Origin of the sequence: Rhizobium sp. B21/90, assembly GCF_019355815.1 — a bacterium.
In the GTDB taxonomy this organism is placed as follows: domain Bacteria; phylum Pseudomonadota; class Alphaproteobacteria; order Rhizobiales; family Rhizobiaceae; genus Rhizobium; species Rhizobium rhododendri.
In genome coordinates this window covers 97,215-110,714 of record NZ_CP072163.1, presented here as the reverse complement: position 1 = coordinate 110,714, position 13,500 = coordinate 97,215, and the positions used below count along the sequence as shown (strand labels likewise).

General features: G+C 59.1%; 11 protein-coding genes and 1 pseudogene. 3 read left to right on the top strand and 9 right to left on the bottom strand.

Annotated elements, in window-relative coordinates:
* Positions 1–4: 4 nt before the first annotated feature.
* From J5278_RS18765 to J5278_RS18740, 6 genes are all read right to left on the bottom strand, one after another.
* Positions 5–1,147: an ABC transporter substrate-binding protein gene (locus J5278_RS18765; protein WP_247749406.1), complete on the bottom strand. Its 1,143-nt coding sequence runs from the start codon at positions 1,145–1,147 to the stop codon at positions 5–7.
* Between the two features lie 106 nt (positions 1,148–1,253).
* Positions 1,254–2,075, bottom strand: a complete 822-nt coding sequence (phnX, locus tag J5278_RS18760) for a phosphonoacetaldehyde hydrolase (protein WP_142832243.1) — start codon at positions 2,073–2,075, stop codon at positions 1,254–1,256.
* Positions 2,072–3,226 (bottom strand): TIGR03364 family FAD-dependent oxidoreductase, encoded by a 1,155-nt coding sequence (locus tag J5278_RS18755; RefSeq protein ID WP_142832244.1) that lies wholly within the window; start codon positions 3,224–3,226, stop codon positions 2,072–2,074. The genes phnX and J5278_RS18755 overlap by 4 nt, the downstream gene beginning before the upstream one ends.
* 308 nt (positions 3,227–3,534) lie before the next feature.
* Positions 3,535–4,461, bottom strand: coding sequence for a LysR family transcriptional regulator (locus tag J5278_RS18750; protein WP_142832245.1), 927 nt, complete (start codon positions 4,459–4,461; stop codon positions 3,535–3,537).
* A gap of 328 nt (positions 4,462–4,789) precedes the next feature.
* Positions 4,790–5,260 carry a chemotaxis protein CheW gene (locus tag J5278_RS18745; protein ID WP_209185937.1) on the bottom strand — a complete coding sequence of 157 codons (471 nt, stop codon included), beginning with the start codon at positions 5,258–5,260 and terminating at the stop codon, positions 4,790–4,792.
* Positions 5,260–7,227, bottom strand: a complete 1,968-nt coding sequence (locus tag J5278_RS18740; RefSeq protein ID WP_209185938.1) for a methyl-accepting chemotaxis protein — start codon at positions 7,225–7,227, stop codon at positions 5,260–5,262. Before J5278_RS18740 ends, J5278_RS18745 begins: the two co-directional genes overlap by 1 nt.
* A gap of 359 nt (positions 7,228–7,586) precedes the next feature.
* Between J5278_RS18740 and J5278_RS18735 the strand changes: the two genes are divergently transcribed.
* The 3 genes from J5278_RS18735 (at position 7,587) to J5278_RS18725 (ending at position 10,527) form a co-directional block, all read left to right on the top strand.
* Positions 7,587–8,072 (top strand): antitoxin Xre/MbcA/ParS toxin-binding domain-containing protein, encoded by a 486-nt coding sequence (locus J5278_RS18735; RefSeq protein ID WP_142832247.1) that lies wholly within the window; start codon positions 7,587–7,589, stop codon positions 8,070–8,072.
* Positions 8,069–8,575, top strand: a complete 507-nt coding sequence (locus J5278_RS18730; protein WP_142832248.1) for an RES family NAD+ phosphorylase — start codon at positions 8,069–8,071, stop codon at positions 8,573–8,575. Before J5278_RS18735 ends, J5278_RS18730 begins: the two co-directional genes overlap by 4 nt.
* A gap of 74 nt (positions 8,576–8,649) precedes the next feature.
* Positions 8,650–10,527, top strand: a complete 1,878-nt coding sequence (locus tag J5278_RS18725; RefSeq protein ID WP_209185939.1) for an ABC transporter ATP-binding protein/permease — start codon at positions 8,650–8,652, stop codon at positions 10,525–10,527.
* A 122-nt stretch (positions 10,528–10,649) separates the two neighbouring features.
* Here the strand turns inward: J5278_RS18725 and J5278_RS18720 are convergent.
* From J5278_RS18720 to J5278_RS18710, 3 genes and pseudogenes are all read right to left on the bottom strand, one after another.
* Positions 10,650–11,123 (bottom strand): annotated as a pseudogene (locus J5278_RS18720) (FCD domain-containing protein); the annotation flags it as partial.
* Positions 11,124–11,667: 544 nt separating this feature from the next.
* Entirely contained in the window at positions 11,668–12,411 is a 744-nt protein-coding gene (locus tag J5278_RS18715; protein ID WP_209185940.1) for a hypothetical protein, read from the bottom strand.
* The gene (locus J5278_RS18710) at positions 12,395–13,468 is read right to left on the bottom strand and encodes an ATP-dependent endonuclease (protein WP_209185941.1); all 1,074 of its coding nucleotides are present in this window, start codon (positions 13,466–13,468) and stop codon (positions 12,395–12,397) included. The genes J5278_RS18715 and J5278_RS18710 overlap by 17 nt, the downstream gene beginning before the upstream one ends.
* Between the last annotated feature and the right edge of the window lie 32 nt (positions 13,469–13,500).

The following is a 13,500-nucleotide window of genomic DNA, read 5'->3' as shown; positions in this document are numbered from 1 at the left end:
GGGATCAGCCTTCCGCGACCTGTTCCTGCCAAACGGCGGCGATCTTTTCGACGGATACCTTCGACCAATCAGGAATGATCTTGACGCCGGCGTAGTCGGCATCCGGTAACCATCCGGCCGTTGCTTCCTTAGGAAGTTTCAATTCGCCGAGCACCCAGCGGATCGGACGGGCGCCGAACTTGGCAAAGGCGATCTGCGCTTCGTCGGACAGGACGAAATCGAGAAGCAGCTTGCCTGCGTTCATCTTAGCCGTGTTGTAGCGGTTGATCATCAACGCCGACGGTGCGTAGATCGATACGGTCGGGATGACGACTTCGGCCTTGACGCCCTTTGCGCGCACGGTCTCGGCGGCGGCGATGCAGTTGAAATCGTATTTCAGCTGGATCGGCAGTTCGCCGCGTTCCAGCGTTTGCGCGTTCGAAGCAGCAGACGAGAACTGCGGCAGCATCTTCTTTGCGAAGTCGACACCCTTTTCGATGTCGACTTCGCTTCCGCCGTTGGCATAGGCCCATGCGATGAACATGGCGACATCGGTGCCGCTGGAGCCACCGGCGTTGATCGCATTGATCTTGCCCTTATATTCTGGCTTCAGCAGATCATCCCAGGTCTTCGGCACGTTCTTGATGACGTCGGTGTTGACGACCATGGCCGGCACGCCCGTGTAGGTCGCGACCCATCCGCCATTGGCGCCCTTCAGGCCGACCGGCAGCTTGGCTGCGCGCGGCGGCATATAGTCGGGCACCACCTTGCGGGCTTCGGCAACCGGCCCGAAGAGAATGCCGATATCGGCGGAGATCGCGACTGGATTGTTCTTTTCGGCGTCGAACTTGGTGATCTCCTCGAGCGAGCTCATGTCGGTATCGACGTGGGTCAACGAGAAGCCGTTGGCTTCGGCCATCTTCTTCAGGACTTCGCCGTAGTTCGCCCAGTTGTCGGGCATGCCATAGCTATCGAACTGAGCGGCTTGGATCTTTGCCTTGGCGAGATCGACCGGAGCGGACCAGTCGGCATCGGCGGCTGCGCGTGCAGCGTTTGCGCCGAAGAGCGGCAGGCCGAGGCTTGCGCCGGCGGCAAGGACCGTCGCGCCGGCCAGGAAGTCGCGGCGGTGCAGTGCCGGCGTCGAAAGGGATTTCGGAAAACGAGTCATGGTCAAGGTTTCTCCTGGGCGTTGAAAAGGCCGCACCCTTGGGTCGGTGTTGGCCCGATGGTTAAATTCTTGCAGGTCAAGTCACGGCCTCAGCCGGATCACTCCGTCATATGGATGTTGTGCCTCCCGGCCGCTCGCCGCGGGCAAGTCGCGCTTCGATGTCCGTGATGACCGGCATGAGATCGGCGACGGTATCGATCACGTAGTCGACACCGTGCGACGTCAGCGTTCGCGTTGCCTTTTCGCGCAGGGCATCGACATCGGCCTTCGTCATTGCTGCCAGTTCAGCGACCGTGACGCCGGCTTCGTTGCCGCTGAGGGCGACGCCGACCGTCCAGCATCCCGCTGCCACGCCCTCATCGATACCGACACCGGTATCGTCGATCTTGACGACGGCCGAGGCCGGCCAGACATTGAGGTCGATGAAGCAGCGATACATGTTCATCGGCGTCGGCCGGCCCTCCGGCAGGTCGCCCGCGCAGACGAGATTGTCGGTCTCATAGCCCTGCGCCTTTGCCAGCGGCAAAAGCCGCTCCATGATCGAGCGCGTATATCCGGTGGTGGAGCCGATCTTCAGGCCCATGTCGCGCAAACGGGCCGCAATCTGTTGGGCGCCCGGAACGAGATCGGCGAACTTGTGAACGACCGCTTCGTTCATCGGCACGAAGACGGCGTAGATGCGGTCGATATCGGCCTTCGTCGGCTCCGTGCCGTGCTTGTTCGCCCAGACTTGCCGGATGCGCGGCTGATCGAGCATGGCGGCAATATGATCCCATTTCGGCCGGCCCATCGGCTCCCTGGCCTCCACGACGCTGACCTCGATGTCGAATTTCGCAAAGGCCTCGACGAAGACGCCCATGGGCGCCCGCGATCCGAAGTCGATGACCGTACCGGCCCAATCGAACACTGCAGCCTTGAGGTGTGTCACGAGAGGACTCCGTGTTGTGAATGTGCCGATCCGTAGAGGTCCGCGATCACCTCCTCGCCAAGCGCGAATGCCGTGGATGCGCCGGTGCCGCCCGTCACAATGACCAGGCGAACGTTCGGTTGAGGAGCGTCGACCAGCACTGTCCTGTCTGCTGCGTGCGCATAGGAGCCTGTCCAGCGCTCGATGACCTTTCGGCCTGGCATGTCGAAGACGCGGTCGAATTCGTCGAGCATCAGGTCATCGAAGCGCGCGCTGCTGAAGGGCGCCGGGGCGTTGCCATAGACATGGGTGTCGCCGACGACGAGGGAGCCGTCAGCCGACTGGACGGCAATGAGGTGGATACCGGCCGCGCGCTTCTCGGCGTCTTCGAGATCCAGGCGGGCACCCAGGGCCTGGGCTTCGGGCAGGGCGGAGAAGCCTTCGTAGCGGGCAAGGCTGAGATCGGACATGACAGCCGCACCGAGCGTCGCTGGTGTCGCAGGGGCTACACGCAGCATCTGTAGGGTGCAGACATCGAGCCCGTAGGCGGCGATCCGTTCGGGATAGAGGCCGGAGTAATCGTCGCCTGGACAGACGACAACGGCATCTGCGCTGACCATGCCGCGACTGGTCTCGACGCCGTGGTCGCTCACCGCCCGGGCCGCCGTTCCCCAAAGGAAATCGACGCCATACGCATTCTCGAGATGGGCTGCGACCTTGGCAACGGCCTCGCGGGATTCGACGCGCAGCTCATGCGGGCTGTGGAGGATCGCTTCGATCCCGTCCAAACGCAGCGACGGCACGATATCCAGCGCCTCCGCTTTGCCGATCATGCGACAATCCTCGCCCGTCGGCGTCGCCAGGAAAGCCTCGAGTACGGCAGCGGCCTCTGCTCGCCGGGCCGGCATGACAAGGCCGCGATGATGCACGGCGATGCCGGCCTGCACGACGAGGTCTTTCCAGATGTCGCGGCTTCGCATCGCCCGCGCCCAGTGGGCGCCGGCCTGCTGCCCGGTAACCGTGACGAAGCCGAAATTGCGAATGGATGCGCCCACTGCGGCCGGGTTGCGCTCTATCACGACAACTTTTCGGCCCTGTGCGGCAGCGGCCAAGGCTGCCCCAAGTCCTACAATTCCAGCGCCGACAACGGCAACGTCATACGAATAAGGCACACACGGCTCCTTGAAAATCTCATTCGACCCGTCATCGTAAGCGCAGCGCCGGCACGGTTGCGCGATCACCGCGTACCGCAAGGCGCGCGATCTTGAAAAACAAAGGCCGCAAGCTGACTAAATTTGATATTCGCTCGCCAGAAGCGGGTGGAGCGCTATTCCGGGCGTCCGATCCCGCTCTGATCTGGCAGTGCACCCACGCTAGCCAGATTATGTGACAGTTTTAATAATGAGCAATATATATAGATATAACCTATAATTATATCATTCCCGTTTGTGTCTATTGAGCGCCGCTACCACGCACGCCTTCACAGTTTCGGGCGTGCGCGCTCCTGCGCACGGGGCGTTGCGCCGGATGCGACGAAACGATGCTGGGCGGCAATCTTGAGAAAGGCGGCGATTGCTAGGTGATCCGTGCAACTCGGCAGCGCGATGATATAGTGGCCGATATTGGCCGCGGCGTCGGACAGGAGGGCGATGTCGATATACTCGTCCTGTGACACCTCCCCTTCGATCGCCACGGCGAGACCCATGCCTGCTGCTGCCGCCGCATAGGCGACGTCGAGCGTTGCCACCTCGACCACGGGCTTGAGGATAACGCCATGTTGGGCTGCCAGCGCTTCTACCTTCATTCGGGTACCGGACGCACGGTTCCACAGGATCATGTCCTGCCTGTGCAGATCGGAAACGGCAATCGTGCCGGTTGAGAGCAGCGGATGGCCCTTTTTCCCATAGATGACGATGCCGCACCGGCGGAGTTCCAGATTTTCAAAGCGCGGATCGGGGCCCGCTTGCGAGACCGAGGCAACATCCAGCTCGCCTTTGAAGACCGCAGCGGCAAGTTCCAGCGATGGTCCGCCACGCGTACTCAGCCGCATCTTCGGAAAGGCCTGCACGAAGGTGGCCAGTGCCGGCATGATCAGCCTGTGGGCGCTGAAGCCGATCGACAACTGTCCACCGACCAGGCGACCGCTGTCACCAAGGGCCCGATCGACCTCATCGACGCAATTAAGCGCAACTCGGATTTTCGCAAGAAGCGCCTCCCCATCCGGAGTGACCCGTATCGCGTGACCTTCACGGATGAAAATACGTGAGCTGCAGAGATCCTGAAAAGCCTGAACTTGCGTTGAAACCGTGGGCTGACTGACACCCACCGCCGCAGCAGCGCGTGAAAAACTTCCGGTGCGAGCCAACGCATCGACGGCTCGCATCTGAGCCAATGTGACAGACGCCATCGCAAGAACCCCTCAATATCGGCAAATGCCCGCGGCGTTTCCGGTGCTCGTTGGGGCGGGAACCTGAAGGTTATCAATTATGACAGTGTCGCTTACGTACCAGCTTTTAGATCTTTTCTTCAAGCGACTTATGCAATTTAACACAGTCCAAGGCGACCTCCACCAGTTGTGTTGGCGTCGTTTTTAGTTAGACGCTAAGATTTATAGCATGCTAATATTATATGCCCCGTTCTCAATTTCGTTTGCGCAAGATGCGCGGTACCGTTCACGAATGGGGTCGAGGCTGGCGTGCAGACGCAACCTCGACCCTGTACCATAAAGCTATGTATCAGGCGGCCACCGACCACTGTTCGGGCTTATCCCGCACAAACATCCGGTCGAGATTTAAAAAACAAACCATGTCTGCGCCCTGGACGATGATGCCATCGGAATAGTCGGCACCAATATCAGTGGCAGGAGGAACTGGCTGCAGAAGGTCGGCGGGTACGGTGAGAATGTCTGACACGGCATCCACCAACAGGCCAACAACACCGTTGCTGACCTCAGCAACGACAATGGCGCTGCGCTCGTTCGCCTGGGTACCGTCCATGCCCAGCTTGATGGCAAGCTCAACGATGGGAATGACGGTTCCCCTGAGGTTGATCACGCCGACGCCCTCGTCTGGCGCCTGAGGCAGCGGCGTCACAGGTGCCCATCCGCGAATTTCGCGGATCGACGTTGTCCTGACGCAGAACTCCTGTCCGTGCAGCCGAAAGGCAAGGATCTCGAGAGATGCGGGATTGGCTGAATTATTCGGCATCAGAACTCCTCCCAGTTGTCGGCCTTTGCGGCCGCCTGCTGACTCACGGCCCGGACGACTTGCGCCACCATCCGCCGTGCTGGCGAGGCAACCGGCCTGTGCTGTTCGCCGACGACAGTCGGCTTGCTTTGGGTCCGAGCGGCCTTCCCGAGGCCATTGCCTGAATTGCCCTGCGCGGAACCGATCTGAAACTGCGATATCAGATGGCGTAGGCGAACGGCTTCTGACGCCAGTGACGAGCTTGCGGCAGTCGATTGCTCGACCATCGCCGCATTCTGCTGGGTCACTTGGTCCATCTGGTTGACCGCGATATTGACCTCGGAGAGACCGACAGACTGTTCTCGCGATGACAGGGCAATGGCATCCAGCTGGACATTGATGGTGACGACGTGGCCTTCGATCGCCTTCAGAGCATCACCGGTCGCGCGCACCAGCGTCACACCGTTGCTGACTTCGCCAGCCGAGTTGCGGATCAGTTCCTTGATTTCCTTAGCTGCCTGGGCCGAGCGTTGCGCCAGTTCACGCACTTCCTGGGCGACAACCGCAAATCCTTTGCCCGCTTCACCGGCCCGCGCCGCCTCGACGCCGGCATTCAACGCCAGAAGGTTGGTCTGGAAGGCGATTTCGTCGATCACGCCGATGATGTTCGAGATCCGGCTCGACGACTGTTCGATGCGCTGCATGGCGTCCACAGCATTCGAAACCACCTCACCAGACTGACGGGCAGACTGGTTGGCCTCTTTCGCCACGTGACGGGCTTCTTCGGCACGCTTGGAAGAGTTCGCCACGTTCGTGGTGATCTGGTCGAGCGCTGCGGCCGTCTCCTCCAGGGAAGCTGCCTGCTGCTCGGTCCGCTTGGAGAGATCCTCGGCGGCCTGGCTGATTTCACGCGATCCGCTATCGATCGCGCCTGTGGCTTCGGCAACGGCGCCTAAGGTTTCAGAGAGTTGTACGACGGCTGCGTTAAAATCTCCGCGCAGGCTTTCAAAGTCAGAGGCGAAGGGCGTGCCGAGGCGAAAGTTGAGATCTCCGTTCGACAGGTGCTTCAAGCCGTCTGCCAGGCCGGATGTGGCTTCGGCCATCTCTTCTGCCCGCTTGCGGTCGAGATCAGCGACACGGGCCCGTTCCGCCTCGCTGGCGTTGCGAATGCTGACTGCCTCCTGCTCAAGCTCGCGGGAGCGCAGGCCATTTTCCTTGAAGACCTGGACGGCCTTAGCCATGCTGCCGACTTCATCCTTGCGGTCCGTTCCAGCCACATCGACGCTAAGATCGCCATCGGCGAGACGCTGCATCGTGTCTGCAATGCCGCGGATAGGCTTGACCAGCCAAGAACGGATTGCAACAAAGCCGATTGCGAGCACGATCAAAAGACCGGCGATAATGCCGCCGACGGTCACCGTTGCCGTGTGGTAGGAGTCAATAGTCAACTCATCGCTCTTGTCGTTGGCGCCCTTGTTGACCTCCTCTACGATCTGCGAGAATTTCGGGGTGATGGCGCGGAACGACGACTGGCATTCATCGATGAAAGTCTTCTGCGCGCGCGCAGCACTTTCGTCCGAGCGGCTGGCGTTGCCAAGCGCGATGGTGTTCGCGCAAGTCGTGTCGAGAATGCGCAGGCCTTCCGCTTTTATGGCGCCAAGATCGGAGCGCTGTGGAGCCCCGGCGATTGCGGCATCCATGAACTTTGCGAAGACGGCGCGCGAAGCCTCAAGTTCCTTGGCAGAACTCGCGGTATCCGCGTCGGTGCGCGCGATGGTCAGTTCGGCAATGGCAGTGCGCGCGCCTTGAAGAGTACGGTTCGCCCTGGCGAGCGCGATTGCTGCGGCTGCGTCGTTGGAGAGAAGATTGCTGTAGGACGTATCGATGCTTAGAATACGCGTTCCGGCGTAGCCTGCAACTCCAAGCGCAAAGACGCCGAACAGCGCCATGATAGTTAAGAATTTTCCAACGATTGGTATGTTTTTCATAGACGTGATCCAGCGGGGGTTTAATTTTCGGACCCAAAAGTCTCGAGTGTGGATCTGGTTCCCGATGCCTTGTACCGGTGCTTAACAGCGAATGTACGGAGACGATACAAAGCTGCAAAATGCGCGTGTGTGAAATTGACGTCCGCTGTCTCGCCCTCGACAAAATCTATACCGATATGGAAAGAGCAATGGCAGAGGAAAGCGAAACATGCGCCCCGAGTGTAGCTGCAGAAGTGGACGCGCAGACAGAGGCCAGATCTGATCAAGCGCATTTGCAATTGCCCCGCCGATTCAAACCTATTGAAAAGCAATGCGACAACTGTCACATTGTGCGCGACATCTGACGCAGGAGACGCACTATGGTTATTGTGGCCCAAGGGGGTATTCAAGATGGAGCAAGTGGAGCACTGCAAAAGGTGTCGGCCCTACTCGGCGGAACGCGTGTTTTATCGCGACGCCTAACCAGCGCGCTGGATGCCCATGAGCTGTTGCTCCACGGTTTGCCCGCATCGGCGGTCGATCACCTAGTAGGGAACTTGGTCTTTATCGGCAAAAGCCAATCCCTTGAGAAGGCCGTCGGCATGAGTTTGCGGACTTGGCAACGGCGCAAGGATGCGCCTTCAAAGCCGCTCAGCCAGGAACAAAGCGGACGGGCATGGAAGTTTGCTGAAATACTGGCAAAGGCGACTGATCTCCTGGGAACCCAGGGAGAGGCCGAGCAATGGCTTGAGCGTCCGGCAATCGGGCTGGACCAGCGTTGCCCGATCGACCTTTTGGGGACGCCCGCCGGTGTTGAGCTTGTCGAGGACTATCTCCAGCGGTTAGAATACGGCGTCTATGCATGACGTTTTTGCCCATCTCGCTTGGAGGCTCCGAGCTAATCGCATGGCGGCTCGATCAGGCGGCGTTCGCATCGACGTGGGACAGCGGCGAAGGCGCATACCGGGTTGGTGGCCGGTGGAATAGTAGGGGCATTCGTGCGGTATACTGTTCCATCGACCCAGCTACCGCAATCCTCGAGGTTGCAGTTCATAAGGGATTTCGAGCGCTCGATACCGTCCCACATGTCCTTACGGGTGCCGTTGTCACAGACGTCTCCGCGGTTCACGTTGTTGAGCCCGCTGACATTCCGAATCCAAATTGGCTCCGGCCGGGTATTCCAAGCGCCGGTCAACAAGCATTTGGCGACGATCTTTTGCAACGGCACCGATTTGTCGCCATCCCAAGCGCAGTCTCCTCTCATAGTTGGAACTTTATTTTCGTGGCAACCTTTGCCACGGGCTATTATGAGCCGAAATTTCAAGAGGCGTTCGCGCTCGACACGAGGCTACACCCACCCTCAGCATAATCATTTTTGGCCTGAAACACTCTCGCCCTGGCATCATTTGCGCTATACAGCACGCAAATTCACTTGGAGTATCTATGATAGAAGCCGCATTGCCCGACGAGCCGAAACCGTCGGTGGAACTGACGCCTGAACAAGCCGAACAGGCGCGTCGCGCTTATCTCCTCAAGCGTTTTTGGCGCAGTGCGCGCGGCTATTGGGGCCGTGATGGCGACAGGCTCGCATGGTTTTGCTCGATTGCACTTCTTTCTCTCATTGGCTTCAATGTCGCATTTCAATACGGGATTAACGTTTGGAACCGGAAACTTTTTGATGCGATCGAGCAGCGCAATGCCGGCCAGGTCTATTCCTTGGGCGCCTTGTTCCCTCCACTTGTGATTGGAAGTGTCTTTCTAGTTACCGTCCAAGTCTATGGGCGTATGCTGATGCAGCGCCGCTGGCGTTCCTGGCTGACAAAATCGCTCGTTGCACGGTGGCTCACCAATGGACGATACTACCAGCTCAACCTTATTGGCGGGGATCATCAGAACCCTGAAGCCCGCATTTCGGAAGATTTGCGTATTGCAACCGAAGCGCCGGTGGATTTTACAGCCGGTGTGATTTCGGCCTTTGTCTCAGCATCGACCTTCATCGTCGTTCTTTGGTCGATCGGCGGGGCGTTGACGCTCCCGCTGTTCGGCGCCTACGTCACTATCCCGGGGTTCCTGGTCATTGCCGCAGTCGTTTACGCGACAATTACATCCAGTTCGATCGCGTTTATCGGTCGAAATTTCGTAAAAGTCTCAGAGGCAAAAAACCAGATCGAAGCGGAGTTTCGCTACACTCTGACCCGCGTTCGGGAAAATGGCGAGAGCATTGCCCTTCTCGGTGGCGAGGAGGAAGAGCGCAACGATCTGGACCGCACTTTCAAAAATGTTCGAGAGCAATGGCGACAGCTTGCGCGCCAACACATGCGCACAACCCTTGTCTCGCAAGGGTCGATGTTGATTGCGCCAGTCGTGCCCGTTTTGCTATGCGCGCCGAAGTTTCTGGACGGCAGCATGTCTCTCGGGCAGGTCATGCAGGCGGCGTCAGCATTTACCATCGTCCAAGGTGCTTTCGGCTGGTTGGTCGATAACTACCCACGGCTTGCCGATTGGAATGCCTGCGCCCGTCGAGTGGCCTCATTAATGGTCTCCCTGGACGGACTTGAGCAGGCTGAGCAGAGTGAAGATGTTGGACGGATCAAGCGCGGACAGACGCAAGGCGACACGATGCTTAGCCTGAATGATCTTTCGGTATCCCTCGGGGACGGTACCGCTGTGGTGAAGGAAACCCAGGTCGAGATAGAGCCAGGTGAACGCGTTCTCGTGTCTGGAGAGTCCGGCTCCGGCAAGAGTACCCTTGTTCGGGCCATCGCTGGTCTGTGGCCTTGGGGCGGGGGGAGCGTCAGATTCCGCGACAATAGGGAATTTTTCATGCTCCCGCAGAAGCCCTATATCCCATCGGGAACCCTTCGTAGGGCTGTTGCCTATCCCAAAGCTGCAGACAACTGGACGGCTGATGACATTAATTCTGCCTTGGAGAAGGTTGGCCTTGGTCACCTGAGTGAGAAGATTGAGGAAGAAGCACCGTGGGATCACACCCTTTCAGGCGGTGAAAAACAGAGGCTGGCGTTCGCCCGTCTTCTCCTGAATAAACCTGATATCATCGTCCTTGATGAGGCAACGTCGGCGTTGGATGAGAAAACGCAGGACAAGATGATGCAGATGATGATCGATGAACTGCCGAATGCTACTGTGCTAAGCGTGGCCCACAGGGTGGAACTAGAGGCGTTCCACAGCCGTAAAATCACTCTGGAAAAACGGGAAGGGGGGGCTCGGCTTGTTAGCGATGTTGATCTGGCTCCGTTTGCCCGCAAAAGGTACGTAATATCAAACCTTCTCGCGCGACAGGGGAGGAGGCGGAAAATTTGACGAGTTCACACGGCATCACCATAAGCATTCTATGTTGATATTTTGGGGCACTTGCATTTTTGGCAGGTCGTCGACTTCAGCAATTTGCAGCAGGTCATCAGAACCAACGCTAAAGACATAGCTCAGGAGAAGTGTTCAAGCACCGCCAGAAACGTATGCCGGTCGCCCTGTCCCTCTGTCAGTTTAACGCGTCCCTCGATGTCGGCGAGATGGCAGTCCATCAGTTGCTTCGCTTTTGCGGCGTCCTTGGCCTTGACCGCCGCCACGATTATGCGGTGATGGTCCGCGCCGCAATCGTCCTTCCGGTCTTCCTCGTAAAGGGCCATGACCAGCGAGAGACGCGCGACAATCTTTGCCAGCATCTCGGTCAGGACTGCATTGCCGGCGATTTCCGCCAAGGCGATGTGGAACTTGCCGGACAGCACGGTCTTGGATTTCTCATCGCCATGATGATGGATGTGCTCTTCCTCATCCGTCAGCCTCTGCAGTGCATCGAGCTGCTCGTCCGTCGTCCGCTCCACCACGAAATCAAGCAGCATCCCCTCGATCTTGCGGCGTGCCTCGAACAGGCTTTTTGCCTGCTCGATACTCGGCTCTGGTCAGCTGCCATTCTGTTCGACGAGCGGGTCGTTGCTGCGGTCCGCCGCTTTATAGATTTTACTGCAAGCAGTTGTGTTGGCAGAACTTCCGACACCCGCGAACCGGTAATTAATGCCACGCCCCGCTGAGCTGCGTATGCAACTACCAACTCGCTGGCCTTGTTCTCGGTGCTCAGAATTGACGGGTCGGTGGTTCGAACTGGTTCAAGACCTGAAATCTTGGTTCCACCTTTTGCTCAACAAGGGCTGTTGCCGATGGCAGCTTTGCGCCTTCATCTCCGTCGTTCGGGTGGGTGCTACCTCTTCCCAAGGGCTGCCGTTCACTTGGCCGAGCGTGGACCGCAATAAGGTTTTCTATTCCCGTTTCATCTGTCCTCCGCCAGTAACCGGCAACTACGTCACCTTGAACAACTTGGCTTGGGAGCGATCTATGGCCACGAGATGAAGAAGGAGCGCCACTGAGCGGACGATCAGCCGGGTTGGATCTGTCCGACCGCTTCGTTGAGGTTGTCCTTCCTCGCAACCGTCAGGGGAAATCCGGTCAGGTTGAAAATCTTCGAACGGAGTTCGACGCGCACCGCAGGCTGGTTGACACTCGAAGCGTTGTGAAAGGTGAAAAGTCCTTCGATTGCCGGTGGGACTGAGATCGCCATGGTTTCGATCTGAGCATCGCTCGAGCCAGGTTCCATAGACTGGAAAATGGCGCCCAGCGCCGCCACCAGCTTGCCGCGTAGGAGTACGCTCTCATCAATGTCGCGTCCGGGTGCAGCGCGCGGACGAGTTCGGGATACTCGTCCGTCAACTGCGCGGGCGTCATCGTGCCTAGGCGATCGGCCTCGGCGCTCGCGCGTGCGGGCTTGCGTGTTCCGGTAGAGGTGTCGGCGTAGTAGTTCTCGATCGCGCCACGGCGGAGAAAGAAGCAGCCGAGCCGTTCGAGCCCGTCGAGCAGCACGCGGTAGCGAGTGGCCAGCGCCGTCAACTTGACCCCAAGCTCACCAGTAAATGTGGAGGGGTCAGTCAGGAGCAAGGCGAGCGTACAGCGCCGACGCTTTACATCTGGGTCCTGCTTGTCCGACCAGTAGGGATACACCCCGACCGCCGCGTCAATCGTCGCGGTGTTCTCGGCGATCAGCCCGGCGAGTTCGTACCGCAGTTTGCCGTCGAGGTCGATAAGCGAGGGATGGCCCATAGCGTTTGCGATCGCATTCGCGCCGTCCGCTGCGCTGAAGTCGTTCACAATGCGGTTGTCGTCGGCGAGTGCATCGAGATCAGCAAGTACAGTCACTCGCATACCAAATTGCCGTAAAGAGCTTCCTTGCCTCGCGAAACTCGCCCTTGCCGAGTGCGGGGAGAATCTGGGTGTTGCGCGCCTCGATTTTAAGGCCGAGACGCCGGGCGGTGCGTGCCGCGACGATCTCGTCGCTTGGCCCTTCGACGAGCAGGATGCGCTCGGCGAAAAGCGCCTGCCGATGAGACAGGCTGATCCGCGCGACGAATTCCTTAAGCTTCGACGATTGAAGCAGGCCGTCGGCGGGATGAATCTGGCGGCAATCGGCATTGCCGCCGAAAAAGACGATGCCGGAAAGGTCGGCGAGCGAACTAAGGAGCAGGAACGACGGGGAGTGGGTCGAGATGACGATCCGCTTTTTGCCAGAATCGACCCAGTCGCCGGCGATCGTTTCCATCTCCTCGAGAATGAACGCCTGGAGCTGGGGATGAAGCGAGATTTCGGGCTCGTCGATGATGAGAGTTCCGATCGTGTCATCGTAGATCGCGGCAAGCAGCGAAACGAGCTGGGTGATCCCGCTTGCCTCGAGCCCGGACTGATAGCGAGCGCTGTCGGACATGGCGGTGAAGGACATCGCGAGCCCATTCTGATTCCACTGGAAGTCGATTCCCCGTTCGAAGAGCTGTTGCAGCCGCATTTCGACCTTGATCCGCAAATCCGCGCGCTGCTCGAGGTTCATCACGTCGCCAACAACGCTCTCGATTTGGTGCCAATTGGGACGATAGCTTACGTGTCCGTAAAACGCCTCGCCTGCACTTGATCCCACCCCAGGTGAATCGGTGGCCGCTCGGTACCGCTCGACCGGTCCGGTGCGACCTGTGGGTAGAAAACGGACATGGGCGGCCTCCGCGCCGCGACTTCGAAGCGCCTTTTGGATGGACCGTAACGCCCGCGTCTTGCCGCTGCCGTTGGGCCCGACAAGGGTGGTGATGCCGGAGCGGATCGTGACCGTGCCGCCGGACTTTCCCGTTATGACGTCGAGCGGGATCGCGACGTCCGTGGTCGGAGCGGCAGGGGCGGTCGAATGGGTACGTACTACGGGTTCGTCGGACACGGGAACCTCTCGGGATCGAAGTCTGCCTTTAG

Bases quoted from the DNA above. Each gene is read 5' to 3' on its own strand.
- J5278_RS18765 (WP_247749406.1), bottom strand. From the start codon at position 1,147: ATGACTCGTTTTCCGAAATCCCTTTCGACGCCGGCACTGCACCGCCGC.
- J5278_RS18750 (WP_142832245.1), bottom strand. From the start codon at position 4,461: ATGGCGTCTGTCACATTGGCTCAGATGCGAGCCGTCGATGCGTTGGCT.
- J5278_RS18745 (WP_209185937.1), bottom strand. From the start codon at position 5,260: ATGCCGAATAATTCAGCCAATCCCGCATCTCTCGAGATCCTTGCCTTT.
- J5278_RS18740 (WP_209185938.1), bottom strand. From the start codon at position 7,227: ATGAAAAACATACCAATCGTTGGAAAATTCTTAACTATCATGGCGCTG.
- J5278_RS18735 (WP_142832247.1), top strand. From the start codon at position 7,587: ATGGTTATTGTGGCCCAAGGGGGTATTCAAGATGGAGCAAGTGGAGCA.
- J5278_RS18730 (WP_142832248.1), top strand. From the start codon at position 8,069: ATGACGTTTTTGCCCATCTCGCTTGGAGGCTCCGAGCTAATCGCATGG.
- J5278_RS18725 (WP_209185939.1), top strand. From the start codon at position 8,650: ATGATAGAAGCCGCATTGCCCGACGAGCCGAAACCGTCGGTGGAACTG.